This window comes from Brachybacterium sp. sponge (assembly GCF_001613775.1).
Lineage (GTDB): Bacteria > Actinomycetota > Actinomycetes > Actinomycetales > Dermabacteraceae > Brachybacterium > Brachybacterium conglomeratum.
Map to the genome: position 1 here is coordinate 1,421,494 of NZ_LRMP01000001.1, position 25,663 is coordinate 1,447,156.

The window sequence follows — 25,663 nt, forward strand, 5'->3', positions numbered from 1 at the left end:
GGTCGCGGTGATCGTTAGGCTGGGGCCATGAGCGATGCGAGCGACCCCGGCGCCCTCCTGGCACCCTCCCCGCTGGAGACGTGGCCGCCCGCGTGGTCCCCGGCCGCCGTGGTGATGGACTGCGACGGACTGCTGGTGGACACCGAGGGGCGCTGGCTCGCGCTGCAGGAGGCCTATCTCGCCGACCACGGCGCCTCCCTGGACGCGGACGCACGCCGGGCCCTGACCGGCCGGCCGATCGAGGTCGTGGTCACCACGATCGCCGAGGCCGTCGGCAAGGATCCGCACCGCGCCGGGGCGGAGCTCATGGCCGCCCACCAGGAGCGCCTGAAGGAGCCGCTCGTGCCGCTGCCCGGGGCGGTCAGGACCGTCCGGGCGGTCGCCGCTGTGCGCCCCGTCGCCGTCGCCTCGAACTCCCCGCGGGACCTGCTCGAGCGGACCCTCGACGCGCTCGGCCTCACCGACGTCTTCGACGCCCGGGTCTCCCTCGACGACGTCGCGGCCGGGAAGCCGGCCCCCGACCTCTACCTCGCCGCCGCCGCGGCGCTCGGCGCCGATCCCGCCGACTGCCTGGCGCTGGAGGACTCCGAGACCGGTGCCCGGGCCGCCCTCGCCGCCGGGATGCAGCTCATCGCGGTGCCGTCGATCCCCGGCCAGGACCCCGTCGCGCCGCGCCGGCTCGACACGCTCGAGGACCCCGTCCTCGCCGACTGGGTCTCGAGCTGGGAGGCCCGCCGATGAGCACCGCGCCCGACCGCTTCGCCCGCGCCTTCGGCGACTGGACCCCGCGCGCCGTCGTCTTCGACTGCGACGGCCTGCTGCTGGACACCGAGTCGGTGTGGCAGCGTGCCCAGGACACCGTCGTCGCCGCGCGCGGCGCGGCCCTGGACCCCGAGGACGACGCCGTGCTGCACGGCTCGACGATCGAGGTCGCCGCCGAGCTGATCGCCCTCCGCTCCGGCCACACCGAGGCCGAGGTCCTCGCCGACCTGCACCGCGAGTTCGACCACGAGCTCTCCGGCGGGGTGCGCACCCTGCCCGGCGCGGCCGAGGTGCTGCAGGCTGCGGCCGCCCGGGTGCCGCTGGCCTGCGCCTCGAACTCCTGGCTCGAGGCGCTGGACCACAAGCTCGTCGCCGGCGGCCTGCGCGAGCACTTCACCGTCCTGGAGGCCTCGGACACCGTCGAGAACCCCAAGCCGGCCCCCGACATGTACGCCGCGGCGGCCCGCGCCCTGGGGCAGCGGCCCGAGGACTGCCTGGCCCTGGAGGACTCCGGGACCGGTGCCCGCGCCGCCCGCGACGCGGGGCTGCGCCTGATCGCGGTCCCCGCCCCCGGGCACGCCGTCCCGCCCGCGGACCTCGCCCTCACCTCCCTCACCGATCCCGAGCTCGCGGCCTGGATCGCGACCTGGTGACCCGGGAGGCGATCCCGCGCGGATGTCCGCGCATGTCACTCGAGTTGGCCCCCGGGCGCAGATCCGGTGTTCACTGGTCCCCATGACCACTTCGTCGGACCCCTCCGCGCCCCTGACCTCCCGCGCCCACGGCTCGCCGCTGCGCGGCCGCGGCTGGCTGAACACCGGCGGCGCCGAGCTGGACCTCGAGACGCTGCGCGGGAAGATCGTGCTGCTGGACTTCTGGACGTTCTGCTGCGTGAACTGCCTGCACGTCCTGGACGAGCTGCGCCCCCTCGAGGAGAAGTGGGCCGATGAGCTCGTCGTCATCGGCGTGCACTCCCCGAAGTTCGAGTTCGAGAAGGACCCCGAGGCGCTGCGGGCCAACATCGAGCGCTACGAGGTCTCCCACCCCGTGATCGACGATCCGGAGCTGGAGACCTGGAGCGCCTACGGCGCCCGCGCCTGGCCCACCCTGATGGTCCTGGACACCCACGGCCGCATCGCCGGCAACCTCTCCGGCGAGGGCCATGCCGCGAACCTCGACCGCCTGGTCGCCGAGCTCGTCGCCGAGGGCGAGGCCGACGGCTCGCTGCGCCGCGGCCCCGCGCCGACCGTCCTCGCTGAGCGGACCGAGCAGACCCTCCGCTTCCCCTCGAAGCTCGCCGTCCTGCCCGACGGCCGGCTGGTGGTCTCCGACGCGGGCCAGCACCGCCTGGTCGTCTTCCAGGCCGACGGCGCGACGGTCGACGCGATCATCGGCACCGGGGAGCGCGGCCACGCCGACGGCGACGAGGACACCGCCCAGTTCGCCGAGCCCAACGGCGTCCTCGCCCTGCCCGCCGAGGTCGCCCACGAGGTGGGCTACGACCTCCTGGTCGCCGACACCGCCGGGCACCGCCTGCGCGGCGTGAAGATCGGGCAGGACCGCCTGCTGCGCTCCCGCACCACGACCGAGGTCGCCACCCTCGCCGGCACCGGCGAGCAGTGGATGCAGGGCGAGCCGCTGCCGCGAGGCGAGGGCGATGCCCGCACCTACAGCCTCTCCACCCCCTGGGACCTCACCTGGAGCCACTCCCTGAACCGGGCCGTGATCGCGATGGCCGGGATCCACCAGCTGTGGACCTACGACCCCGCCACCGGCGCCCTGCTGGTCCTCGCGGGAACCACCCAGGAGGGCCTGGTCGACGGCCCCGCCGTCACCTCATGGTGGGCGCAGCCCTCGGGCCTGGACGAGATGCCCGACGGACGGATCGTGATCGCGGACTCCGAGTCCTCCGCAGTGCGGCTCCTGGACCCGCAGACCATGCAGGTCAGCACCCTGGTGGGCAAGGGCCTGTTCGACTTCGGCCATGTGGACGGACCGCTCGACCGGGCCCGCCTCCAGCACCCGCTCGGCGTGACCGCCCTGCCCGACGGGCGCATCGCGATCGCCGACACCTACAACGGCGCGATCCGCCTCCTGGACGAGGAGACCGGCGAGGTCGTCACCGTCGCGACCGACCTCAAGGAGCCCTCCGACGCGATCCTCGGCCCGCCCGTGGACGGGATCGGCCAGCTGATCGTCGTCGAGTCCGGCGCGCACCGCATCACCTGGGTGCCGGTCGCGAAGGCCGCCGAGCGCGTGATCGACGAGGGCGCCCAGCGCTCCGAGCGGCCCGCGACCGAGGTGGGTCCCGGCCCGCTCACCGTGCGCGTGCTGTTCACGCCGCCGCCTGGGCACAAGCTTGACGACTCCCTCGGACCGTCCACGCAGGTCACGATCGCGACCACCCCCACCTCGATGCTGACCGGCGGGGGAGGGGTGGACACCGCGCTCGAGCGCACCGTCACCCTCGACCCCGCGTACACCGAGGGCGTCCTCCACGTCAGCGCCCGCGCCGCCTCCTGCGACGCGGACCCGGCCGTGGAGTTCCCCGCCTGCCACATGCACCAGCAGGACTGGGGGGTCCCGATCCGAGTCGTCGAGGGCGGCCCGGATCATCTGGACCTCTCCCTGCTCGCCTGACCTCTGACGCCGACGGAAGCTGAAGCCGACCCGTGGATCTGATCACGCAATTCCCCCTCGGCGACGATCTCGCCGTCACCCTGCTCGTCCTCGGCCTGCTTGCCGTGGCCGCGCTCGTCGCCGGGGCGGTCGTGCCCACCCGGCTGCGGCGCGACGAGGACAGCGCCGAGGTGGACCCGACGCTCGGACGCCGGCTCGGCGCGCCGCTGCTGTCCTCCGCCTCGATCCTGCTGTGGGTGGGGCTGCCGCTCGCCGTGGTGGTGTACCTGGCCCCCGGCGGGACCGACGACCGCATCCTGCGCTCGGCGATGCTGCTGGTCGGGCTCGCGCTCGGCCCGCTCGCCGCCTGGCGGGGCCTGGCGCTCCAGCTCGCCGCGCTCGGCGTCGACCCCGAGCGGCGCGGGGCGATGGTCTCGCGGCTGGGGGCGCTCACGGTCGCCGGCGCGCTCGCGCTCGCCGCGCTGCCCGTGGTGATCGCGGTGTGGTCCCTGCAGACCACGGCCGGTCCGGCGCTCATCGCCCTCGCCGCGGGCGCCGCGATCTCCGCCCTCGTGGTGCGGGCCAGCGCGGCCCCGGTCGAGGCGGGCGCGGCCGCGGCCGCGGTGCTGGTCGGCACCGACGAGCACGAGCTCGACGTCGACGACGAGGACAACCTCGGCGGCCCCCACCTGCGCAGCGCCCGCATGGTGCGCCGCGGCGGGGCTCTCAGCGCCGACCTCGTCGCCGTCGCGACCGCCGGCGCCGCCCTCGGCGTGCTGCTCGGCGTGCCGGTGCTCGCGGCCGAGGGCTTCGTCGTCACGCTGCTGGCGCTGGGCACCGCGCTGCTCGCCGCGGGCGTCGCCGCCGTCGTCCCCCATGCGGGCCGCGAGGGCCACGAGCGCGGCGCGCTGCAGCTGGGCGGGCTGATCCCCTCCGTGCTCGGCGCCGCCGGCGCGGTCGCCGCCGCGGCGCTGTGGATCCCCTCCCAGTACAAGGACCTCCGCTTCGAGGACGTCGGGCTCGAGAACTTCACCGACCCCGCGATCACCGGCGGCACCGACACCCCGCGCGAGCAGCTCGAGCCGCAGATCGAGGAGCTCGGCGGCGACCTGAGCCAGTTCATCTCCCAGACGGACGACTCGCAGTACGCCTCCGCCTTCCTCGACATGCTCGCCCTCTACGGCATCACCCCGAACGTCGTGGTCGCCGTGGCGCTCGGCCTCGGCGCCCTCGCCGCGCTCGCGGCGGTGCTGCTGCTGGGCGGCACCGGCCACCGCCTGGGCGGCTCCGTGCTGCGCGCCGCCCGCACCTCCCGCACCGGCGGGGCGCTCGGCCTCACCGCCGGCCTGGGATCCACGGCGCTGACCGCCGCCGGGGCGCTCGCCCTCGTGGTCCTCATTGCCGCCGTGCTCTCCGTGCTCGCCGCCGGCGTGCCCTCCCTCGCCCTGACTCTCGGGGTCCACGCCGGCCTCGGCGCCCTGATCGTGGTCGCCGGCCATGCGGGGCCGCTGCTGGCCTCCACGCTGCTGGACCGCGCCGGGGCGGAGAGCGGCTCGCGCCGCGCCGCGGGCGGCATCGCGACCGGCCCGCTCGGCGCGCTGCTGCTCGCCGCGGTGCTGATCGGCCTCGGCGCACTCGGCCCCGTCGTCTCCGCGCTGCAGCTCGCCCCGCGCGCCGCGACCGTGTGGGAGGACCGGGCCCTGCACCTGGCGACCCCCGCCTCGCTCACCCTGCTCGGCGGCGTCGCCCTCGGCGTGGTGACCGTCCTGCTGATGACCTCCTCGCTCCTGGACGGCGCCCGCCGGCTCGGCGCGAACGCGGTCGTGGAGACCCGCGCGGCGATGCTCGAGGGCCGTGACGGCGCGGAACTGCCCGAGCTGCCCGAGATGGTGCGCCGGGCCGCGCTGACCCCCGTGGTCGTCGCGGTGCTCGCCCCTGTGGTGGCCGGCTACGGGCTCGGCCCGGCCGCGCTGCCGGGCCTCGTCGTCGGCGTGGTGCTGACCGCGGCGGGCCTGGGGCTGTGGACCCTCGGCTCCGCCTCGACCCTCGCCGGCGCCTCCGCCGTGATCGGCTCCGGCCGCTACGGCGGCCCCGGCTCCTGGGGGCACTCCGGCGCGCTCGGCGGGGCTGTGCTCACCGGCATCCTGCGCTCCGTGATCGGCTCGGTGGCGCTGCCGCTGGCGCTGACCGCCTCGCTGCTCTCCGCGCTCGCCGTGAGCGCCGTGGTGGGGATGAGCACCGACGGCACCAGCGCCTATCTACGCTGGGGCATCGCCGTGGTCGCGATCATCATCGCGCTGACCTGCTGGGTCATCACCGCCACCGCGCCCGAGGTGGACCTCGAGGACGAGCACGAGGAGCTGTCCCGCCCGCTCTTCTCCCGCACCGCGGAGGAGACCCCGGAGGACTCCCTGGACGCGATGGACTGGGAGGCCGACGAGGAGGACCGCCACGAGGTCACCGTCACCGCCCGGCCCACCCGGAGGAAGCGCAAGGGCAAGGGCTGAGGCGCCGGCGCGCTCAGACGCTCGCGCCGAGCCCCTGCAGCACGAAGCGCTCGAGGGCCTCGCGCGGGTAGCGCTTCGCGGAGGAGCCGACGAGCAGGCCGTTGATGATCCGGACGGTGCCGGTCACGTCGAGGTCGGCGGAGAAGTCGCCCGCCGCGATCCCGGCCTCCACGATCGTGCTGAGCACCTCCTCGATCAGCACCACGTGCTCGCGCATCCGCGAGGCCGCGTCGGGGGTGAGGGCGGCCCGGCCCGCGGCCTGCGGGACGTGGAAGGAGACGGTGAGCTCCAGCTGGGTGCGCACGTAGGCGATGACCGCCTCGCGCGGGGTCGCCGAGTCGCTGACCCCGGCCCGCAGCTGGGCGATGTAGTCCGTCGTCTCGTGGATCGCGTACTCGATCAGGAGGGTCTCGCGGTCGGGGAAGTGGTTGTACATCGCGGTGCGGCCCACGCCGGCCGCGGACGCGATGCGGGAGAAGGTGATGGTCTCGAACTCCTGGGTCTCCAGCAGCTCGGCCAGGGCGGCGAAGATCTTCTCCCGCGTGCGTTCGCGGTGCTCCTCGAGCGACCCTCCGATGATCTTGGGCATGCCGCATTCTTACACTCACCGGGACGTTCGACAGAACCCGTGTGCCGCAGGCCCCTGCGCGAGCGGGATCCGAGCGCGTCATGCCGCGGCAGGGAGCGATGCAGGAGGAAGGGGCGGACCCGCTCGGGGACGACCCCCGACTTGACCCCGGACATGACGGAGCCGCGACCTCCGGGGACGGAGATCGCGGCTCTGGTCGCGAGAGCGGGTGACGGGAATCGAACCCGCGCTGTCAGCTTGGGAAGCTGAAGTTCTACCATTGAACTACACCCGCGAAAGGGTGCCCGTCCGGTGCAGGAGGCCTGCCGTCCGAGCGAACGGGAGACAGCATACCCCCTCTCCGGAGTGGTCCGCGAACCGGGACGATTCGGGACGAGCTCACGTTCCGCGCCCGCGGGGACTAGTCTGTTCGCCGTGCTGCTGAGCGATCGAGACATCCGGGCCGAGATCGAGGCCGAGCGGGTGCGGCTGTCCCCCTTCGACGAGGCGATGATCCAGCCCGCCTCTGTGGACGTGCGGATCGACCGCTTCTTCCGCCTCTTCGACAACCACAAGCACGCCCTGATCGACCCCTCGGTCGAGCAGGCGGACCTCACGCGCGAGGTCGCCGTCGATCCCGACGAGGCGTACATGCTCCACCCGGGGGAGTTCGTGCTCGCCTCCACCTATGAGCAGATCACCCTTCCGGACGACGTCGCCGCACGGCTGGAGGGCAAGAGCTCGCTGGGCCGGCTGGGGCTGCTGACCCATTCGACCGCAGGGTTCATCGACCCCGGCTTCGACGGGCACATCACCCTGGAGCTGTCGAACATGGCGACCCTCCCGGTGGCGCTGTGGCCCGGCATGAAGATCGGCCAGCTGTGCTTCTTCCGCCTCTCCAGCCCCTCGCAGAACCCCTACGGCAGCGCCGGGAACCTCAACCGCTATCTCGGCCAGCGCGGGCCCACCCCCTCGCGCTCGGCGCAGAACTTCCATCGCACCAGGATCCCCCTCCAGGAGGAGCAGCAGTGACCGAGCCGGTCCGCACCAGCCATCGTCTCCAGCTGCCGCGGGACACCGACCCCGCCGAGGTGCTCACGATGATCCTCAACGTCCGCCCCACCGCCCGGGAGGACGAGGACGGAGCGATCGAGATCGGGGACGACGTCCGTCTGGTCCCCGACCGCACGCCGCGCGGTGCGGGCCGCTGGACCCTGGAGACCCCGCGGGTGCGCGAGGACCCCGTCCCCGTGGGCATGGTCGACTCCCACGGCTACGGTCGCGCCTTCCCCGAGGGACTGCCCTTCGGCGTGGAGCGGGAGAGCCTCGACCTGGCCTGGGCGCTCGCGCGGCGCCTGTACGGCGCGGTCGTCACCGACGACCACGTCCGCCTCGAGCCGCATCCGTACCACGTGCGGGACCTGACGGTCACGAGCCCCCACGCCCTCGCGCCGGAGTCCCTCGCCCAGCTGCTCGCGCCGCTCGAGCCGGAGGCGGAGCTGGACCGCGCGCCCGAGGAGACCTCCCGCACCGGCTACGGGCTCTCCGCGCCGTTGCCCGGCGGCGACGTGATCGAGGTGCGGGTGGGGCGCAGCGCCCGTCCCGTCGCCCTCAGCGCCCTCGAATGGCTGGGCGATGCCGTGGACTACCAGCTGGTCCACGTCACCGCGGATCCGGAGGAGGACGCGATCGAGACGCCGGATGCCCCGACGGCGGAGCGCTGGCAGGAGGCGTACCGGCGCATCGGCGTGATCGCCGGGCTGATCGCCGAGAGCGTCGGCGGCTACGTCCTGGACCTCGACGGCCTCCTGGTGGACCCCGCCGACCTCGCCTGATCCCGGTCCGGGGCCGGCCCCGGTCAGGTGGCCGAGGCTCCCGAGCGCGCGGCCGAGGTGGCGCGGCCCGCGGCCCCCAGCCGGATCGGCAGGAAGGCGAGCAGGCCCAGCGCCATCACGATCACGATCCCGAGGATCCCGGTGCGGGTCTCGCCGGAGAGCGCGACGGTCGCGGCGAAGGCCGCGGTGCCGAGGAACCCGAGCGCCCGGCCCGTCGTCGCGTAGAGGCCGAAGTTCTCCGTCTCCCGGCCCGGAAGCGAGAGTCGGGTGAGCAGGTTTCGCGAGGCGGACTGCACGGGGCCGACGAACAGGCAGATCGCCAGGCCCGCCACCCAGAACACGATCGTCGGCTCGAAGGCGAGCACCACCAGGCCCAGCACGATGATGCCGGCGCACCCGGCGATGATCACGGGGCGGGGGCCGACGCGGTCGTCGACCCTCCCGCCGAGGAACACCCCGACGCCGGCGACGAGGTTCGCGGCGATGCCGAAGACGATGATCTCCACCGCCCCGAAGCCGTACGCGTTCGCGGCGAGCACGCCCGCGATCGAGAACACGGCGCCGAGCCCGTCGCGGTAGATCGCGGAGGCGACCAGGTACTGCAGCATCACCGGCTCCTCCTTCACCGCCCGTAGCACGCGACGGATGATCGAGGCGTAGCCCTGCCAGGGGTTCCAGCGCTCGCCGGGCGCGGTGGCCGGGTGGCGCGGGGCGCGCAGCATCAGCGGGAGCGTCCCGACCAGGATCCACAGCGCCACGAACAGGGGGATCGCCCGGTAGTTCCAGCCGTCCTCGCCGGTGATGCCGAGCATCCCCGTCCCGGGCATCACGAAGAGCACCAGCACCAGGCCCAGGCACACGATCGAGCCCCAGTAGCCGACCGCCCAGGCGGTCCCCGAGACCCGTCCCCGGTTCTCGGGGGTGGAGATCTCCGGCAGCACCGAGTTCACGAACACGCCCGCGAGCTCGCTGAACACGACCGCGAGCGCGATCAGCACCGCGCCGAGGGTGAGGTAGTCGGAGTCGAGCTTCACCAGCGGCATCAGCGCGACGGTCGCCACGGTGGCGAGCGTCGTCATCCGCAGCAGGGCGTTGCGGGCGCCGCCGGAGTCGGCGAGATTGCCCAGCAGCGGGGCGAGCAGGGCGACGGCGACCGCGCCGATCGACTGCCAGGTGGTCAGCACCTGGGAGCCGTGGGCCTGCGCGGCGGTGATCGCCTCCTCGCCGACCGCGCCCTCGGAGGCGACGCCGCTGGCCACATAGGTGGCGAAGACGAAGGTGAGGATGACGGAGCTGAAGGCGGACATGCCTCCGTCCCACAGCGCGAAGGGGACGACCGGGGGACGGAGCCGTCGGGGCGAGGTCATGGCCACACTCTACGGAGCGACGAGCCCAGAGCACCGAACGCCGAGCCCGGAGCGCCGAGAGCCGAGCGCCGTGCCGCGAGCCCTGTCCGCTGTGAGATCAGCAGCGGCCCAGGAACGGCGCGGCCCCCTCGCGTAGGATGGCACCTGGCCCTTTCCCCGCGCCGGACGGAGATTCCGTGTTCACGATGCTGCTCGCCCACATGGTGGCGGCGCTCGTGGCTCCTCTCCTCGTCCGCTGGATCGGGCGCAGCGCCTTCTACCCCCTGGCCGTGGTGCCCGCCGCCTCCGCCGTGTGGCTGGCGACCTTCGATCCGCGCACCCTCGGGGACGCACCGGTCGAGGTGTCCGTCCCCTGGATCCCCGCTTTCGGGATCGACCTCGCCTTCCGCCTGGACACCCTCAGCTGGGTGCTCGGCCTGATCGCCACCGGCATCGGGGCGATGGTGCTGCTGTACTGCGCGCGCTACTTCAAGGACTCGGAGCCCGGGCTGGGTCGCTTCGCCGGCGTGCTCACCGCCTTCGCCGGCGCGATGGTGGGGCTGGTCCTGGCCGACGACGTCATGGTGATCTACACCTTCTGGGAGCTCACCACCGTCTTCTCCTACCTGCTGGTGGGCCACTACCAGGACAAGCAGGCCTCCCGCCGTGCGGCGCTGAACGCCCTGATCTCCACCACCGCCGGCGGCCTGGCGATGCTGGTGGGCATGCTGATGGTCGCCGCCGAGGCGGGGACCCTGCGCCTGTCCGAGATCGTCGCGGACCCGATGTGGGCCGACGCCGGCCCCTTCCTGATCACCGCCATGGTGCTCATGCTCGCGGGCGCGACCAGCAAGTCCGCGCTCGTGCCGACGCACTTCTGGCTCCCCGGCGCGATGGCCGCCCCGACCCCGGTCTCCGCCTACCTGCACGCCGCGGCGATGGTGAAGGCGGGCATCTACCTGATCCTCCGCATGGCGCCGGCGCTGACCCACCTCGAGGTGATCACCGTCGTGCTGTCGGTGCTCGGCGCGGCGACGATGCTGCTGGGCGGCTGGCGCGCGCTGCGGCAGACCGACATCAAGCTGCTGCTCGCCTACGGCACCGTATCCCAGCTCGGCTTCCTCGCCGCCGTCACGGGCCTGGCCACGCACGACGCGGTGCTCGCGGGGCTCGCGATGCTGATCGCCCATGCGCTGTTCAAGGCGCCGCTGTTCATGGTCGTGGGCATCATCGACAAGCGGTTCGGCACCCGCGACCTGCGCATCCTCTCCGGGGTGGGGAAGGCCGCGCCCATCCTCGCGGTGATCGGCACCCTCTCGGCCGCCTCGATGGCCGCGGTCCCGCCGCTGTACGGCTTCGTCGCCAAGGAGTCGATCTACTCGGCGCTCTGGTACGCGGGCGGCTGGCAGCGCCTGCTCCTGATCGCGCTGGTGGCCGGCTCGGTCCTCACCGTCGCCTACTCCTGGCGCTTCGTGCGCGGCGCCTTCGGCCCGGCCCCCGGTGCCCCGCGCGTCGCCGCCGTGCGCATCACCCCGCTGTACTGGCTCGCGCCCGCGCTGATCACCGCGGCGTCCCTCGCACTGATCGTGCTGACCTCGCCGCTGGAGGAGGTGCTGCGCGCCTATGCCTCGGTGCTCCCGGAGACGGGGGAGGGGATCCACCTCGTGGTCATCCCGCACCTGGGAGTGCCGCTGCTCGCCTCGGCGATCACCCTCGGCCTGGGCATCGTCCTGTGCCTGATCCCGCGGCCCGTGGCGCTGCTCCAGAAGGCGGTCTCCCCGCTGACCTGGGCACCCGAGCGGGCGCTGGACGTGCTCGACGCCGAACGCGGCTTCCGCCGCATCCTGCGCACGGTCGACAAGCTCTCGATCATTATCACGCCCCTGTTCCAGCGGGGCTCGCTGCCCTACACCCTGGGCACGATGCTCGTGGTGCTGCTGGCGCTGGTGGCCCCGGTCGCGCTGACCCAGTCGCCGCTGCCGGACAACCTGGTGCTCTTCCAGCACCCGGTCGAGCTGATCGTCCTGCCCGTCGCGGCGCTCGCCGCGATCGGCGCCGCGCGCTCCCGACGCCGTCTGCGGGCGGTCTTCCTGATCACCGTCACCGGCTACAGCGTGGCCGTGCTCTTCCTGGTCGCGGGCGCGCCCGACGTCGCCACCACCCAGGTGCTGGTCGAGACCGCGATGACCGTCGTGCTGGTGCTGGTGCTGCGCCGTCTGCCGCTGCACTTCTCGCGCCGGCCGCTGCGGATCGGCGCCTGGGGCCGGTGGGCGATCGCGATCTCGACCGCGCTCGTGCTGTGCGGCGGCGCCCTGTACGCCGCCGACGCCCGCTACCGGGAGGCGCTCGGCCCGGGCCTGATCGAGCCGGCCTACGAGATCGGCGGCGGCCACAACGTCGTCAACGTGACCCTGGTCGACGCCCGCGTGTGGGACACGATGGGCGAGATCTCCGTGCTGCTCGTGGTCGCCACCGGCGTCGCCTCGCTGATCTTCGTGACCCGGCGCGAGCGGCCCATCGCCCGCGTGCGCGACCTCGACGCCTCGCGCACCTCGATCTGGCGCCGTCGCGCGGACCCGGCCCTGCCGCAGAACGCGCTCGACTTCGATGCGCGGCCCGATGACGTCGCGGGCGGCAACCGCTGGCGCACCTGGCTCTCGGCCGGACTGACCCTCGCGCCCGAGCGGCGGATGGTGGTCCTCGAGGTCATCACCCGCATCGCCTTCCCGATGATGATGATGTTCTCCGTGTACCTGCTGATGGCAGGCCACAACCTGCCCGGCGGCGGATTCGCCGGAGGCCTCGTCGCGGGACTGGCCCTCGCGGTGCGCTATCTCGCCGGGGGCCGCTACGAGCTCACCGAGGCCGCCCCGGTCCAGGCCGGCTTCGTCCTCGGCACCGGCATGGCGCTCGCGGTGATCTCCGGGGTGCTGCCCCTCCTCGTCGGCGGCAACGTCTTCTCCCAGGCGACGCCCGTGGTGCACGTGCCGCTGCTGGGCGAGCTGCACTTCCCGACGGCGCTGCTGTTCGACCTGGGCGTGTACCTCGTGGTGGTCGGCGTGATGCTCGACTTCCTGCGCTCCCTCGGCGCCCAGATCGACCAGCAGCAGGAGGCCGATGCCGATGCCCGTTAGCCTCGCCCTCCTCCTGACCGCCGGGGTGCTGATCGCCTGCGGCATCTATCTCGTGCTCGAGCGCACGCTGACCCGCATCATGCTCGGCTTCGTCCTCGCCGGGAACGGCGTGAACCTGCTGTTCATCGTCGCCGCCGGACCGATCGGGACCCCGCCCTTCGAGGGCAGCGGCGACCCCGAGCAGATGACCGACCCGCTGCCCTTCGCGATGGTGCTCACCGCGATCGTGATCTCGCTGGGCATCACCGCCTTCGGCATGGCGCTCGCGTACCGGGCCTGGCAGCTGTTCGGCCACGACGAGGTCCCCGACGACGTCGAGGACCGGCGCGTGCTGCGCCGTCGTCGGCGTCGCAGCGAGGACGCGGAGCGCCTGCCCTGGTCGCAGGCGCTCAGCGAGGAGGCGCGGCGCGGCGCGCTCGCGCAGTCCCAGGGGCTCGGCGACGAGGACGACGACCCGCTGGGCTCGGACCTCACCAGCGCCGAGGACGTCCCCCAGGACGCGACGGAGGCCGACGAGGGCGACGCCGACTCGCTGCGCGAGACCATGCGCCGCCGCCGCGAGCACCGCCGCGGGGAGGCCGTGGCGCTGCGCCACGAGATCCGCGACCGCACGACCGACGAGGAGGACATCTGAGCATGGAGCTCCTCCTCGCCCTGCCCGTGATGCTGCCGCTCGTCGGCGCCGCGATCACGCTGCTGCTGCGCCACCACACCCGGCTGCAGCTCGGCCTCGCGGTGGCCACGCTGGTGGCGATCTTCGCGATCGCGCTGGTGCTGGCCTGGCACGTCACCCAGGAGGGCGTGCTGGTCCTGCAGATCGGCAACTGGACCCCGCAGCTGGGGATCGTGCTGGTCGCGGACCGGCTGACGGCGCTGATGCTGACCGTCTCGAGCTTCGTCACCCTCGCGGTGCTCGTCTACTCGAGCGCGCAGAGCGTGAGCGAGAACGTCGAGCGGACGCCGGTGGCGATCTACCACCCCACCTACCTCACCCTGGTCGCGGGCGTGTCCATGGCGTTCCTCGCCGGGGACCTGTTCAACCTCTACGTCGGCTTCGAGGTGCTGCTGGCCTCGAGCTACGTGCTGCTCACCCTCGGCGGCTCCGCGAGCCGCGTCCGCGCCGCGACCACCTACGTGATCGTCTCGGTGCTCAGCTCGGTGATCTTCCTGTCCGCGATCGCGGCGATCTACGCCGCCGCCGGCACCGTGAACCTGGCCGAGCTGGCGGTGCGGCTGGACGGGCTCGAGCCCGGCACCCGCATGATCCTGGAGCTGATGCTGCTGGTCGCCTTCGCGATCAAGGCCGCGATCTTCCCGCTGAGCGCCTGGCTGCCCGACTCGTACCCGACCGCGCCCGCGCCGGTCACGGCGGTCTTCGCGGGACTGCTCACGAAGGTCGGCATCTACGCGATCCTGCGCCTGGAGACGCTGCTGTTCCCCTTCTCGCAGATCTCGAACCTGCTGCTGGCCGCGGCCGGGCTGAGCCTGTTCATCGGGATCCTGGGCGCCGTCGCGCAGACGGACCTCAAGCGCGTGCTGTCCTTCACGCTGGTCTCCCACATGGGGTACATGCTGTTCGGCATCGGCATGGTCACCCAGCTCGGCATGGCGGCGACGATCTACTACGTCGCCCACCACATCACCGTGCAGTCCACGCTGTTCCTCGCCGCCGGGCTGATCGAGCACCGCGGAGGTTCCACGAACCTCATCCGGCTCGGCGGACTCCAGAAGCTCGCCCCGCTCATCGCGGTGCTCTTCTTCATCCCCGCGATGAACCTCGCCGGCATCCCGCCGTTCTCCGGCTTCATCGGCAAGGTCGGCCTGATCGAGGCGGGCATCGCCTACGACAACACCGCCGGGTGGATCCTCATCGCCGTCAGCGTCATCACCAGCCTGCTGACCCTGTACGCGATCGCGAAGATCTGGAACCGCGCCTTCTGGCAGGAGCCTAGCGAGGAGATCATCGCCCGTGACGTGCCGATGCCGAAGGTGATGACCGGCGCGACCACCGCCATGATCGCCTTCTCCCTGGCGCTGACCGTCTTCGCGGGCCCGCTGATGAACTACGCCGACGAGGCCGCGCACTCGGTCCTGCAGCGCACCCCCTACGTCGGCGCGGTGCTCGGCGACGAGGCGGCCGGGGACCTGCGCTACCGGATCGACGACCAGGGCCAGCGGATCGAGGACGGCGTGATCGCGGAGGTGGACGGATGATCTCGCGACGGTTCCGCGACCTGCGCCGCTCCTGGCTGTGGATCCTCACGGCCGTGGCCCTGTGGTGCCTGCTGTGGGGCGGGGTCGACCTGAAGAACGTGCTCGGCGGCGCCCTGGTGGCCGTGCTCGTCTTCGTGCTCTTCCCGATGCCGCCCACCGGCCACGAGCTGACCCTGCGCCCGATTCGCTTCACCCTCTTCGTGCTGCGCTTCCTGGTGGACTGCGCGATCTCGGCGGTGCAGGTGGGCTGGTTCGCGGTGCGTCCCGGCCCGCAGCCCCCGAGCTCCGTGATCGCGGTGCAGATGGCCTCCCGCTCGGACTTCTTCCTGACCTTCACGGGCGTGCTGTGCACCCTGATCCCGGGCTCGGTCGTGGTCGAGGCGCAGCGCGCCACCGGCACCCTCTTCCTGCACACCTTCAACGCGGGCACCCCGGAGGCCGTGGAGAAGGCCCGTGAGAGCGTGCGGGCGCAGGAGGAGCGTCTGCTGTGGGCCGTCGGCCGCCGCGAGATCCTCGAGGAGGCGGGTCTGCGATGAGCGCCTTCGACGTCGTCCTGGTGGTCTACGCCGCGATCCTCGCCGTCGCCGGCCTCGCGATCGTGTACCGCATGATCGTGGGCCCCACCATCCTGGACCGTGCGATCTCGAGCGACTCCCTGGTCACCCTCGTGGTGATGGGCCTGGCGCTCCACGTCGCGCACTCCGGCGCGGCCTGGGCGGGGCCCGCGATGCTGAGCCTGACCGGGCTCGCCTTCGTCGGCACCGTGACCTTCGCGCGCTTCGTCGCGCGGGAGGACCCGATGCAGGGCCGGCGTCGCCCCCATCCCCAGGAGCCCGACGCGGACACCGGACCGCACGAGGCGATCCACCTCGAGACCGACTCCGCCTCCGAGGACGGGTTCAGCGCCGAGGACGGCTTCGGCGGCGAGGGCGGCTTCGGCGACGGGGCCGGGTTCGGGCATGAGACCGGCACCGCCTCCGAGGACGGGGCCCTCGCACCCGATGACGAGCACGCCCGCGTGCTCGGGGCGGCGGACCCGGCGGAGGAGGCCGACGACGGCTCCGAGGAGGGCTTCGGCCTCGGCGGCACGACGGACGGCTCCGGCGCGGGCGACCGGGGCTTCGAGGACGACGACCGGCTCGCGGACGGTCCGACGGGAGGTGCACGATGAGCGCGGTCGAGATCATCGCGTCGGTGCTGATCGGTGCCGGGCTCCTGCTGGGCGTCCTCTCCGCGATCGGGCTGAACCGCTTCGACGGGGTGCTGATGCGCATCCACGCCGCCTCCAAGCCGCAGGTGCTCGGCCTGATCCTGGTCTTCGCCGGGGCGGCGCTGGCCGCGGGGTCGTGGAGCATCGCGGCGTTCCTGCTGGTCGTGCTGCTCGCGCAGATGCTCACCGTCCCGGTCGCGAGCGTGATGGTGGGGCGCGCCGCCTTCCGCCGCGGCTTCGTGCGCGGCGGCGACTACGCGATCGACGAGCTCAGCGAGCGGCTCGCCACCCCGTCCGATGACGACGACGACGAGGACGGCTTCGTCGACGAGCCGGACGACGACCACGAGGACCTGCACGGGGGCGGCCAGGAGCTGTTCCCCGAGAACGTCGTCACGGACACCGTCGAGCCCCTCACCGGACGGAACTGGGAGGAGCCCGAGGGCGGCGCCGCGGACGCCGAGGACGAGGACGGGCTGGACATCGACCTCGACGACGAGACCGAGCTCGAGGCCGAGGAGGTCGCCGAGCGCGACGAGCGGCGCTGACCGGCGACGCCGACGACACCCGGCGACACCGCCGACACCCGGGGACACCGACGACGACGACGCCGACGCCCGGCGACACCGACGACGACGCCCGTGCCCGCTGATCGCGGGCACGGGCGTCGTCGTGCGGGGGAGCGGGGGTCCGGGACGCGCGGGGCGTCCCGGACCGGCCCGGCTCAGAACAGGCCGATGGACTCCCCGGTCTCGGTCACGCCCATGCGCAGGGCGGCTGGCTCCTTGGGAAGTCCCGGCATCGTCATGATCGCGCCGGTGAGCGCGACGACGAAGCCCGCTCCGATCTTCGGCACCAGATCGCGCACGTGCAGCACGTGCCCGGTCGGGGCGCCGAGCGCGGAGGGATCGTCGGAGAACGAGTACTGCGTCTTCGCCACGCACACCGGCAGGGTGTCCCAGCCGTTGCGCCTCAGCATCCGCAGCTGCGCCGGGGCGCGGTCCTCGAAGACCACGTCGTCGGCGCCGTAGACCTCGCGGGCGAGGGTGCGCAGGGACTCCTCGATCCCGCCGGCGGGATCGTAGAGGTGGTGGAAGTCGGGCTCGTCCTGCTCGATCGCGGCGAGGACCTGCTCGGCGACGGCGCGGCCGCCCTCGCCGCCCTTCGCCCACACCTCGGACAGCGCGGCGCGGAAGCCCTGCTCCTTCGCCCAGTCGAGCACCGCCTCGAGCTCGGCCTCGGTGTCGGTGGGGAAGCGGTTCAGCGCGATCACCGGCTCGATGCCGAACTTGCGCAGGTTCTCGACGTGGCGGGCGAGGTTCTCGGTGCCGCGCAGCGCGGCCTCGATGTCCTCGGTCGCCAGATCGGTCTTGGCGACGCCGCCGTGCATCTTCAGCGCGCGCACCGTGCCGACCACGACCGCGGCGTCGGGGGCGAGGTCGCCCACCCGCGACTTGATGTCCAGGAACTTCTCCGCCCCGAGGTCGGAGCCGAAGCCCGCCTCTGTCACGGTGATGTCCGCGAGCGAGAGCGCGAGCCGGGTCGCGGCCAGCGAGTTGCAGCCGTGGGCGATGTTCGCGAAGGGGCCGCCGTGCACGAGCGCGGGGGTGCCGCCGAGGGTCTGGACCAGGTTCGGCAGCAGCGCGTCCTTCAGCAGCATCGTGATCGCGCCGCCCACCTCGAGGTCCTCGACGGTGACGGGGCTGCGGTCGTAGGTGAAGCCCACGACGATCCGGTCGATCCGCTCCTGCAGGTCCTTCAGGTCCGTGGCCAGGCACAGCACGGCCATGATCTCGGAGGCGACGACGATGTCGAAGCCGTCCTCGCGCGGGACGCCCTGTGTGGCGCCGCCCAGGCCGATCACGGTCCTGCGCAGGGCGCGGTCGTTGACGTCGACCACGCGCTTCCACTGGACGCGGCGCGGGTCGATGCCCAGCGCATTGCCCTGGTGGATGTGGTTGTCCACGAGGGCGGCGAGGGTGTTGTTCGCGATCTGGATCGCGTGGAAGTCGCCGGTGAAGTGGAGGTTGATGTCCTCCATCGGCACCAGCTGGGCGTGGCCGCCACCGGTCGCACCGCCCTTGATGCCCATGATCGGGCCGAGCGCGGGCTCGCGCAGCGCGACCATGGTGCGGTGGCCCATCAGCGAGAACGCGTCGGCCAGGCCCACGGTCGTGGTGGACTTGCCCTCACCGGCCGGGGTCGGGGACATGGCCGAGACCAGCACCAGGCGCCCCTGCTTCCCGCTCGGGGTCATCTGGCGCACGTCCACCTTGGCCTTGTAGGAGCCGTAGGGCACGAGCGCCTCCCCGGGCACGCCCGCGCGCTCGGCGATCGCGGTGATGGGCTCCAGGGTCGCCGCCTGGGCGATGGCGAGATCGGGGTTGTCGGCTGACATCATCGTCCTCCACTTCGTGGTCGCTCACCCGGGCATCGGCGTCCGGGCAGTGTCGTGGCCCACCTTACGGGGCAGATCCTGGGCATATGCCGCCCCTTCGTCGGATGGACGTCGCCCGGTCCTCGCGCCGCTGCGCGACGGCCCGACCGCCCTGTCGGCCCGTTCGCCGCGCGTCGTCCCCGAGCGGTGTGACCGACCAGCCGCCCGGCGGCCGGGGACATGGGGACCTCCGGCTCTCGCCGTCCGACAAGCGCTGTGGGAGGTTCGGCCGACGACACAGCGCACGATCCCCGCCAGGGACCGCTCCCGATGCCGGCGCGCAGCAGCGAGGCATGTCCGAGGAGCGATCTCGCCCCGCTTCGTCGCCGTCCCGCCCGTGTTGTGTGACCGGCCTCCTGCCCCAGCGCAAAGGGGCTCTTCCCAGATGAGGGTGTAGGTCGGCCGGGCGCGTCGGTCCGCAGATAGACGTCGAGATCTCCCGACGATGGAGGTTCCTACGCCATCCATCCGAAGGACCTCGACGTGACCGACGCTACCCCGCCGGCCGGCTTCGGCCGCCCTGACCTGACCGCCTTCACGTCTTATCCCAATCGGCTCTGATCGGGTCTGCTGATCCTCTCGACGAGAACGCAGCGACATCACAGCCACCCAACCCCGACCGTCCGCGAAGCCGGGACACGTCACATGGCCTGTGCTGCGGGCGTGTCGAGTGGGTCGTCCAGGGGCGACGCGGGAGCGTCGACGCGACGTGCTGAGAGGTGGTTCCAGTCGAGCACTAGCACACCGGCTACAGGCATTGCGATAGGTCAGGAACGGCGTCGCTCCCTACGCAGGAGGGAGCGCAGAGTCTCGGCGTTCGCGTAGCCGACCCGTAGCGCGATCTCGGCGGAGGTGAGGTCCGTGGTTGCTGAGAGGTGCTGAGCTCGTTCGATGCGAAGCCGTTGGACGAAGCCGAGCGGAGTGAGGTTGAGCGCCGCACGGACTCGTCGTTCGAGGGTGCGCCGGCTGGTGCCGAGCGACTGCGCGACGAAGGCGACGTTGAACGGTTCGTCCAGGCGGGCGCGCACGAAGCGTTCGAACTCGACGACGATCGGGTCCTCGTGCCGGAGATGTTCGTAGGCGACGAAGGCCGCCTGCGACGGGCGCTCGTCGATGATGAGGAGCTTGGCGACATGTTGGGCCAGGTCGGGGCTGATCGATCGCACGAGTGAGAGCGCGAGGTCGATGTGGGCGAACGCGGCGCCGGCGGTGACGAGGTTCCCGTCGACCACGACCATGGTGTCGAGATCGAGGGCGACGGTCGGATAGCGCTTCAGGAACTCCGGCCCCAGGAACCAGCTGGTCGTCGCCCGCCGATGATGCATCCGTCCGGTCTCGGCGACAGCGAACACGCCGGTGCACGCCGCGGCGATACGGGTGGTCGCCTCGTCGAGGCGCCCGAGCGAGGCGATGACCGAACGAGCATCTCGGCTCTGGAGGACGTCGTTGGTAGCGGCGGCCGTAAGGGTTCCAAGCGCAGGGACGACGACCACGTCGAACTCTCCGGACTCCGACAGCGGCTGGTCCACCGACAGGGTCATCGATGCCGTCGTGGTCACTCGCCGTTTCGGTCCGAGGATGGCGAGTTCGATCGGGTCGATCCGCGGGTCGACATCGCCGCGAGCTCCGTCGGCCACCCGCACGATGTCGATGATCGACGCGATAGCCGAACCGAAGCAGCCGTCGATCGCGATCAGTCCGATACGCATGACGTAAACAATAGCAATACTGCCGTATACGCCACTCCCCATCGGCCCTCGCTCGTCATACGCTGAACTCGTCCCACGAAGAACCCCGACACCTAGGAGAGTCCCTCATGTCCACACCCGCATCACTTCCGTATGCCTTCGTCGCCAAGATCGTCGCGGCCGATGGACAGCACGACGCGGTCGCCGATCTGCTCGCCGGCGCTGTCGCACTCGCCAACGAAGAAGTGGGAACGATTGTCTGGTTCGCGGTCAGGACCAACGCCGACACCTTCTGGATCTTCGATGCATTCCCCGACGAGGCCGCTCGCGACGCCCACGCCAACGGCGCCATCGTCGCAGCCCTGATGGCGAACCAGCACCTCCTCAGCGCAGCACCCGAGATCCTGGCGGCCGACGTCCTCGCGTCCAAGCTCCCGTAGTCCGCCAACGCACGAGACGATCGCGCCCCGCCGAGCCGTCGCCAGGTCGCGACGCAACGCCATGCTGCGTTGCCGAGCGGTGCGAGGCCTATCGGCACACGGACAGGATGCCGGCCGCGAGCGCTCAGCCGGCGAGGGGTCCGTCGCAGAGGAGAGCGACGTCGGTGTCGGGCAGAGCCGTGAGGCCAGCGCATCGCGCGACCACCTGGACCGAACCGCCCCTGACCTGCGTTTCCGCAGGTCAGGGGCTGTTCGCCGGAGCCGCCTGTCGGAATCGAACCGACGACCTCATCACGTCGGCTTTGCGTCTATCGCTTGATGCGCCCACTGCGCGAACGAGCCGCTGACCTGCGCAAACGCCGAGCGTGGCGGACGCCGCCATCCGGTGGTGACCGACGACTACCGACCAGTACCGACCGTTTCACCGGAGCTTGCGGCGGCGTCGAAGCCGAGCAAGCTCCATTCCTTTAGCTCACCGCGCCCTCCTCCTCGCCGGTCCCGTCATCGTCGAAGACGTTTCAGGGGACTTCTCAGATGACGGTGTGCACCTTGGTAGCCAGGGCTTCGAGCCGCTCGCTGAACTCCACAGTTTTCCTCCGTGTCTTGCAGTCATGTTGTTTTGAACATCAGCAATAGAATGGTCAGTCAGCCTGACTTTCGGACGCGGGGGCGCCATCGGGCGTCATGTCGGTCGTATGCCGCCGTGCCGAAGCGGAGCAGTCTCAAGGTGGAGAAGCTGGGATGCGAGAGTCCCGGCGGACAGTACCGAGCAACGACGAAGCCCCCTGGCGGACCAAGGGGCTTCGTGGTGGTGGCTCCGACCGGCGTCGATCCGGTGACCTTTCGATTTTCAGTCGAACGCTCTACCAACTGAGCTACAGAGCCGTGGTCGTCGTGACGACCGAGGACAAGCGTAACAGCCCCTGCGCGGTGGTGTGCACCGGATGCGCCCCGGTGAGAGGCAGACCACGGCGACGCGCCCGGGGCTCGGGGTGCACAGGCCCGAGCCACCCCGCAGTCGAAGCCGCTCCGCCTCCACCCCAGCCCGCCCGGCACTCCTGGGGCCGGTCGGGCGTGCGCGTCAGTCGAGCGTGATCAGCGCCTTGCCGAGGTTGTCGCCGCGCAGCATCCCGACGAACGCCTCCGGCGCCCTGTCCAGCCCGACGGTGACGTCCTCGCGGTAGCGCACCTCGCCGGAGGCGACCCAGGCGCCCATCTCGCGCTGGAAGTCCTCGAACATCGTCGGCGCGAACTCGCGCTGGATGAAGCCGCGCAGGGTGAGGCTCTTGGCGAGCACCTGGCCCATCAGGGCGCCGCTGCGGTCTGGACCCTCCGGCAGGGAGGTGGCGTTGTAGTTCGCGGCGAGCCCGCACACGGGCACGCGCGCGAACTCGTTCAGCAGCGGCAGCACGGCGTCCCACACCGCGCCGCCCACGTTCTCGAAGTACACGTCGATGCCGTCCGGCGCCGCCGCGGCGAGCCGGCCCGGCAGGTCCGGGGCACGGTGGTCGAGCGCCACGTCGACGCCGAGCTCCTCGAGCAGCGCGACCTTCCGCTCGCCGCCGGCGATCGCGATCGTGCGGGCACCGCGCAGGCGGGCGATCTGCGCGACCGCGGAGCCGACGGGACCGGCCGCCGCGGCGACGGCGAGGGTCTCCCCGGGCTGCACCCTCCCGATCGCGGTGAGTCCCGCATAGGCGGTGAAGCCGGGCATGCCGAGCACGCCGAGGACCGTGGTGACCGGCGCAGCCGCGGGGTCGAGGCGACGCAGCCCCGCGACCTCCTCGACGCTGTACTCCTGCCAGCCGCCGTAGCCGAGGACCACGTCGCCCGGGGCGAGGGAGTCGTCGGCGGACTCGACGACCTCCGAGACGGTGCCGCCGACGATCACGTCGCCGACCTCCATCGGAGCGGCATAGGACTTCGCATCGCTCATCCGGCCGCGCACGTACGGATCCAGGGAGATGTGCAGGGTGCGCAGCAGCGCCTCGCCCGGACCGGGGGAGGGGACGGGGGCGGTGTCGTGGAGGAAGTCGGAGGGGACCGGCTCGCCGTGCGGGCGGGAGGCGAGGCGGATCCGGCGGTTCTGCAGATCGGTGCTCATGCCTCGAGCGTACGCAGTTCCGCAGGGGCACGAAGAAGGCCCCGGAGCGATGCTCCGGGGCCTTCTCGAGGGGCGACCCTGACCGGGCTTGAACCGGCGACCTCCGCCGTGACAGGGCGGCACTCTAACCAACTGAGCTACAGGGCCTCTCGTGTCTTCCGGCTTCTCGCCTTCCGACTCGGATAACTCTACCGGAGGTTCTGGGCTCTCACGACCACTTTCGCTGTGAGCCGCCTCGCACCTCGGCGGAGCAGTACCCCCAACGGGATTCGAACCCGTGTCGCCGGCGTGAAAGGCCGGTGTCCTGGGCCTCTAGACGATGGGGGCCCGGGGCGGTCGGAACCGCCCGTGCCAGAGCATACCCGCGGGCCGGGCACCGACGCTCGCGGGTTCGGGCGAGGTGCGTCCTATCCGACACGGATCCGCCCGGCGCCGAGACCGACGGTCCACCACGGCGCGGGCGGGCGTGGTTCGATGACCGCATGATCCACATCAGCCGGGCGGAGTTCGAGGAGGCGGTCGACGACGCCCTGGACTCGCTGCCGGACGAGGTCGCCCGGGCGATCGCGGAGGCGAACGTCGCGATTCTCGTCGAGGAGGAGCCGACGCCCGAGCAGTCCCGCGGCGCCGAGCTGCTGGGCGTGTACGAGGGGGTGCCGCTGGATCGGCGCTCCGTGTTCGACGGCTTCCGCCAGCCGGACCGGATCTTCGTCTTCCGCGGACCGCTGCAGCGCCACGCCCGCTCCCGCGAGCACCTGGTCCGCGAGATCGCGGTGACCGTGCTGCACGAGCTCGGCCACCTCTTCGGCATCAGCGACGAGCGCCTCCACGAGCTGGGCTGGGGGTAGGGCGCGCACCGCCCCGTTTCAGAGCTGGTCGGCGTCGAGGTCCGTCAGCCCGGCCTCGTGGGCGATGATCGCGATCTGCACGCGGTTGGTGCAGTCGAGCTTCGCGAAGATCTTCGAGACGTGCGCCTTCACCGTCGCCTCGCTCATGAACAGCCGCATCCCGATCTGGGCGTTGGACAGCCCCGCCCCGACGGCGCCGAGCACCTCGGTCTCGCGCTCGGTGAGTTGGTCGAGGCCCGGGTGGCGCTCCTGCCGGGAGCCGGGGTTCGCGTCGGAGAAGTGGGAGAGCATCCGGCGGGTCACGGTGGGGGAGAGCATCGCCTCGCCCCCAGCGACCACGTGCACGGCCCGGGCGAGGTCCTGCGGCGGGGTGTCCTTGAGCAGGAACCCGCTGGCCCCGGCCTCGAGCGCCTGGAAGACGTACTCGTCCATGTCGAAGGTGGTCAGCATGATGATCTTCGGCGCGCCGGTCAGCGCGGTGACCGCCTTCGTCGCCGCGATCCCGTCGAGGGTGGGCATGCGCACGTCCATCAGCAGCACGTCGGGCCGGTGCTTCTGCACCAGCGGCACCGCCTCGGAGCCGTCGGCCCCCTGACCTACCACCTCGATCCCCGGATCGGCGCCGAGGATCATCGCCAGCCCGGCCCGGACCAGGGAGTCGTCGTCGATCAGTCCCACGCGCGTCACGTCGCCGTCGGCCACGGGATCACCGCCCTCACTTCGAATCGTCCGTCGTCGGTCGGGCCCGAGGTGATGGACCCGCCCGCATGGGTCACCCGCGTCTCGATGCCGGACAGGCCCATCCTGGCCCCCGGCAGATCCGTCGTGAACCCCTTGGGGAGCACATTACTGACCTCGATCACGAGGTCGGTGCCGGGCTCGCCGATCAGCGCCACCCGGGCCCGGGTGTGCACGGCGTGCTTGTGGATGTTGGTCAGGCCCTCCTGGACCACGCGGAAGGCGGTGCGCGCCAGGGGATCGGGGACCGGGTCGTCGATGAAGTCGAACAGGTCCACCGACACCCCCGCCTCCTGCGAGGTGGTCACCAGGCGCCGCACGTCCTCCCAGGTGGGCTGCGGGGCCAGCGGCGCCTGCTCCTCGTCGCCGCGCAGCACCCCCAGCACCTCCCGCAGCTCGGACAGCGCCGTGGTCGCGGTGCCGCGGATCAGGGAGGCGGACTGCTGGACCTGCTCGCGGCCCATGTCGGGGTTCACCTCGAGCGCCCCGGCCTGCAGGGCGACCAGCGAGATCTTGTGCGCGACGATGTCGTGCATCTCGCGGGCGATGCGGGTGCGCTCGGCGCGTCGGGCCTGCTCCTCGGCCGCGGCCCGTCCGGACTCGGCCTGCTCGGCCCGCTCCCGCAGCTCCGCCAGCAGCGCTCGCCGCACCGCCGTGTAGAGGCCGATCGAGGTCGACGCCGCCACGACCAGCGTGGTCAGCACGATCGTCATCAGGGCCGCCTCGGGCTGGTCGCCCATCAGCAGCAGCGGGGTGAGCGTGGCGGTGCCCGCTGCGAGCAGCGCGAACAGCAGCGTCAGCACGCGGTTCGGGCAGCGGGTGGAGAAGGTGTACGTGGCGATGATCAGCACGGTGATCGAGCCCGAGAAGGCATTGGCGATCTGCACCAGCGGCAGCAGCCACGGCCAGTGCCGGTGCCGGGCGAGCAGCGCGACGCCCAGCAGCAGCGCGACCACGCCCTGCCAGCGGCCGATCGCGGAGGTCGCGAGCAGCGTCGTCGCCGCCGCCTCCGCGGCGACGGCGACGACGATCAGCCCTTCCTGCCAGCGACGACGGGCGGGCGCTCCTGGGTGGTCCACCCGGTCACTGTAGCGGCGCGCACAGGCCGCGCCGCCGCACGGGACGGGGCCGGCGACCATCGTCGGACGGGGACCGTCGAGGAGCCGACGATCGTCGCCCGCGCACGGACCCGTGGTCGCTGTCGCCGCGCCGC

Annotated in this window: 21 protein-coding genes and 4 tRNA genes; 14 read left to right on the plus strand and 11 right to left on the minus strand. The window is 72.3% G+C overall.

Annotation, left to right across the window (positions count from 1 at the left end; translation table 11 throughout):
* The first annotated feature begins 27 nt into the window (after positions 1-27).
* The 4 genes from A4A78_RS06190 to A4A78_RS06205 all read left to right on the plus strand — a co-directional run bounded on the left by A4A78_RS06190 (position 28) and on the right by A4A78_RS06205 (position 5,888).
* Positions 28-741 (plus strand): HAD family phosphatase, encoded by a 714-nt coding sequence (locus tag A4A78_RS06190; RefSeq protein ID WP_062947466.1) that lies wholly within the window; start codon positions 28-30, stop codon positions 739-741.
* On the plus strand, positions 738-1,415 hold the full coding sequence (locus A4A78_RS06195; RefSeq protein WP_062947467.1) for an HAD family phosphatase: 678 nt from the start codon (positions 738-740) through the stop codon (positions 1,413-1,415). Before A4A78_RS06190 ends, A4A78_RS06195 begins: the two co-directional genes overlap by 4 nt.
* 82 nt (positions 1,416-1,497) lie before the next feature.
* Positions 1,498-3,402 (plus strand): thioredoxin-like domain-containing protein, encoded by a 1,905-nt coding sequence (locus A4A78_RS06200; RefSeq protein ID WP_062947468.1) that lies wholly within the window; start codon positions 1,498-1,500, stop codon positions 3,400-3,402.
* A gap of 32 nt (positions 3,403-3,434) precedes the next feature.
* On the plus strand, positions 3,435-5,888 hold the full coding sequence (locus tag A4A78_RS06205) for a hypothetical protein (protein ID WP_062947469.1): 2,454 nt from the start codon (positions 3,435-3,437) through the stop codon (positions 5,886-5,888).
* A gap of 13 nt (positions 5,889-5,901) precedes the next feature.
* Here A4A78_RS06205 and A4A78_RS06210 read toward each other — a convergent pair whose 3' ends face one another.
* Entirely contained in the window at positions 5,902-6,477 is a 576-nt protein-coding gene (locus A4A78_RS06210; protein WP_062947471.1) for a TetR/AcrR family transcriptional regulator, read from the minus strand.
* Positions 6,478-6,680: 203 nt separating this feature from the next.
* A tRNA-Gly gene (locus A4A78_RS06215) sits at positions 6,681-6,751 on the minus strand.
* 140 nt (positions 6,752-6,891) lie between these two features.
* On the opposite strand from A4A78_RS06215, the gene dcd reads away from it, so the two are divergent.
* Together dcd and A4A78_RS06225 are read left to right on the plus strand one after the other, a co-directional pair.
* Entirely contained in the window at positions 6,892-7,488 is a 597-nt protein-coding gene (gene dcd / locus A4A78_RS06220) for a dCTP deaminase (protein WP_062947473.1), read from the plus strand.
* Positions 7,485-8,291: a hypothetical protein gene (locus A4A78_RS06225; RefSeq protein ID WP_062947475.1), complete on the plus strand. Its 807-nt coding sequence runs from the start codon at positions 7,485-7,487 to the stop codon at positions 8,289-8,291. Before dcd ends, A4A78_RS06225 begins: the two co-directional genes overlap by 4 nt.
* A gap of 23 nt (positions 8,292-8,314) precedes the next feature.
* On the opposite strand, the gene A4A78_RS06230 is transcribed toward A4A78_RS06225, so the two are convergent.
* Positions 8,315-9,658 carry an MFS transporter gene (locus A4A78_RS06230; protein WP_062947477.1) on the minus strand — a complete coding sequence of 448 codons (1,344 nt, stop codon included), beginning with the start codon at positions 9,656-9,658 and terminating at the stop codon, positions 8,315-8,317.
* Between the two features lie 185 nt (positions 9,659-9,843).
* Here A4A78_RS06230 and A4A78_RS06235 point away from each other — a divergent pair, with 185 nt between their 5' ends.
* The 6 genes from A4A78_RS06235 to A4A78_RS06260 are packed head-to-tail and all read left to right on the plus strand — an operon-like array spanning position 9,844 to position 16,743.
* Complete coding sequence (locus A4A78_RS06235; RefSeq protein ID WP_062948115.1) at positions 9,844-12,771, plus strand: Na+/H+ antiporter subunit A; 2,928 nt, start codon at positions 9,844-9,846, stop codon at positions 12,769-12,771.
* Entirely contained in the window at positions 12,755-13,405 is a 651-nt protein-coding gene (locus tag A4A78_RS06240) for a Na(+)/H(+) antiporter subunit C (RefSeq protein ID WP_062947479.1), read from the plus strand. Before A4A78_RS06235 ends, A4A78_RS06240 begins: the two co-directional genes overlap by 17 nt.
* 2 nt (positions 13,406-13,407) lie before the next feature.
* Entirely contained in the window at positions 13,408-14,985 is a 1,578-nt protein-coding gene (locus A4A78_RS06245) for a Na+/H+ antiporter subunit D (RefSeq protein WP_062947481.1), read from the plus strand.
* Positions 14,982-15,521, plus strand: coding sequence for a Na+/H+ antiporter subunit E (locus tag A4A78_RS06250; protein ID WP_062947482.1), 540 nt, complete (start codon positions 14,982-14,984; stop codon positions 15,519-15,521). The genes A4A78_RS06245 and A4A78_RS06250 overlap by 4 nt, the downstream gene beginning before the upstream one ends.
* On the plus strand, positions 15,518-16,156 hold the full coding sequence (locus A4A78_RS06255; protein ID WP_062947483.1) for a monovalent cation/H+ antiporter complex subunit F: 639 nt from the start codon (positions 15,518-15,520) through the stop codon (positions 16,154-16,156). Before A4A78_RS06250 ends, A4A78_RS06255 begins: the two co-directional genes overlap by 4 nt.
* The gene (locus A4A78_RS06260) at positions 16,153-16,743 is read left to right on the plus strand and encodes a monovalent cation/H(+) antiporter subunit G (RefSeq protein WP_062947484.1); all 591 of its coding nucleotides are present in this window, start codon (positions 16,153-16,155) and stop codon (positions 16,741-16,743) included. The genes A4A78_RS06255 and A4A78_RS06260 overlap by 4 nt, the downstream gene beginning before the upstream one ends.
* Positions 16,744-16,919: 176 nt before the next feature.
* Here A4A78_RS06260 and A4A78_RS06265 read toward each other — a convergent pair whose 3' ends face one another.
* Together A4A78_RS06265 and A4A78_RS06270 are read right to left on the minus strand one after the other, a co-directional pair.
* A complete protein-coding gene (locus A4A78_RS06265) occupies positions 16,920-18,593 on the minus strand; it encodes a formate--tetrahydrofolate ligase (protein WP_082835207.1) in 1,674 nt (557 codons plus the stop codon).
* 806 nt (positions 18,594-19,399) lie between these two features.
* Complete coding sequence (locus A4A78_RS06270) at positions 19,400-20,341, minus strand: GlxA family transcriptional regulator (RefSeq protein WP_062947486.1); 942 nt, start codon at positions 20,339-20,341, stop codon at positions 19,400-19,402.
* Positions 20,342-20,448: 107 nt separating this feature from the next.
* On the opposite strand from A4A78_RS06270, the gene A4A78_RS06275 reads away from it, so the two are divergent.
* Complete coding sequence (locus A4A78_RS06275) at positions 20,449-20,760, plus strand: putative quinol monooxygenase (protein WP_062947487.1); 312 nt, start codon at positions 20,449-20,451, stop codon at positions 20,758-20,760.
* An 809-nt stretch (positions 20,761-21,569) separates the two neighbouring features.
* Here the strand turns inward: A4A78_RS06275 and A4A78_RS06280 are convergent.
* The 4 genes from A4A78_RS06280 to A4A78_RS06295 all read right to left on the minus strand — a co-directional run bounded on the left by A4A78_RS06280 (position 21,570) and on the right by A4A78_RS06295 (position 23,191).
* Positions 21,570-21,645, minus strand: a tRNA-Phe gene (locus A4A78_RS06280).
* Positions 21,646-21,841: 196 nt separating this feature from the next.
* Complete coding sequence (locus A4A78_RS06285; RefSeq protein ID WP_062947488.1) at positions 21,842-22,864, minus strand: NADP-dependent oxidoreductase; 1,023 nt, start codon at positions 22,862-22,864, stop codon at positions 21,842-21,844.
* Positions 22,865-22,937: 73 nt separating this feature from the next.
* Positions 22,938-23,011 (minus strand) — tRNA-Asp (locus A4A78_RS06290).
* A gap of 107 nt (positions 23,012-23,118) precedes the next feature.
* Positions 23,119-23,191, minus strand: a tRNA-Glu gene (locus tag A4A78_RS06295).
* Between the two features lie 155 nt (positions 23,192-23,346).
* Between A4A78_RS06295 and A4A78_RS06300 the strand changes: the two genes are divergently transcribed.
* Positions 23,347-23,712 (plus strand): metallopeptidase family protein, encoded by a 366-nt coding sequence (locus A4A78_RS06300; protein WP_062947489.1) that lies wholly within the window; start codon positions 23,347-23,349, stop codon positions 23,710-23,712.
* Positions 23,713-23,730: 18 nt separating this feature from the next.
* On the opposite strand, the gene A4A78_RS06305 is transcribed toward A4A78_RS06300, so the two are convergent.
* The gene (locus A4A78_RS06305; RefSeq protein ID WP_010550476.1) at positions 23,731-24,414 is read right to left on the minus strand and encodes a response regulator transcription factor; all 684 of its coding nucleotides are present in this window, start codon (positions 24,412-24,414) and stop codon (positions 23,731-23,733) included.
* A complete protein-coding gene (locus A4A78_RS06310; RefSeq protein ID WP_231880859.1) occupies positions 24,396-25,529 on the minus strand; it encodes a sensor histidine kinase in 1,134 nt (377 codons plus the stop codon). Before A4A78_RS06310 ends, A4A78_RS06305 begins: the two co-directional genes overlap by 19 nt.
* Between the last annotated feature and the right edge of the window lie 134 nt (positions 25,530-25,663).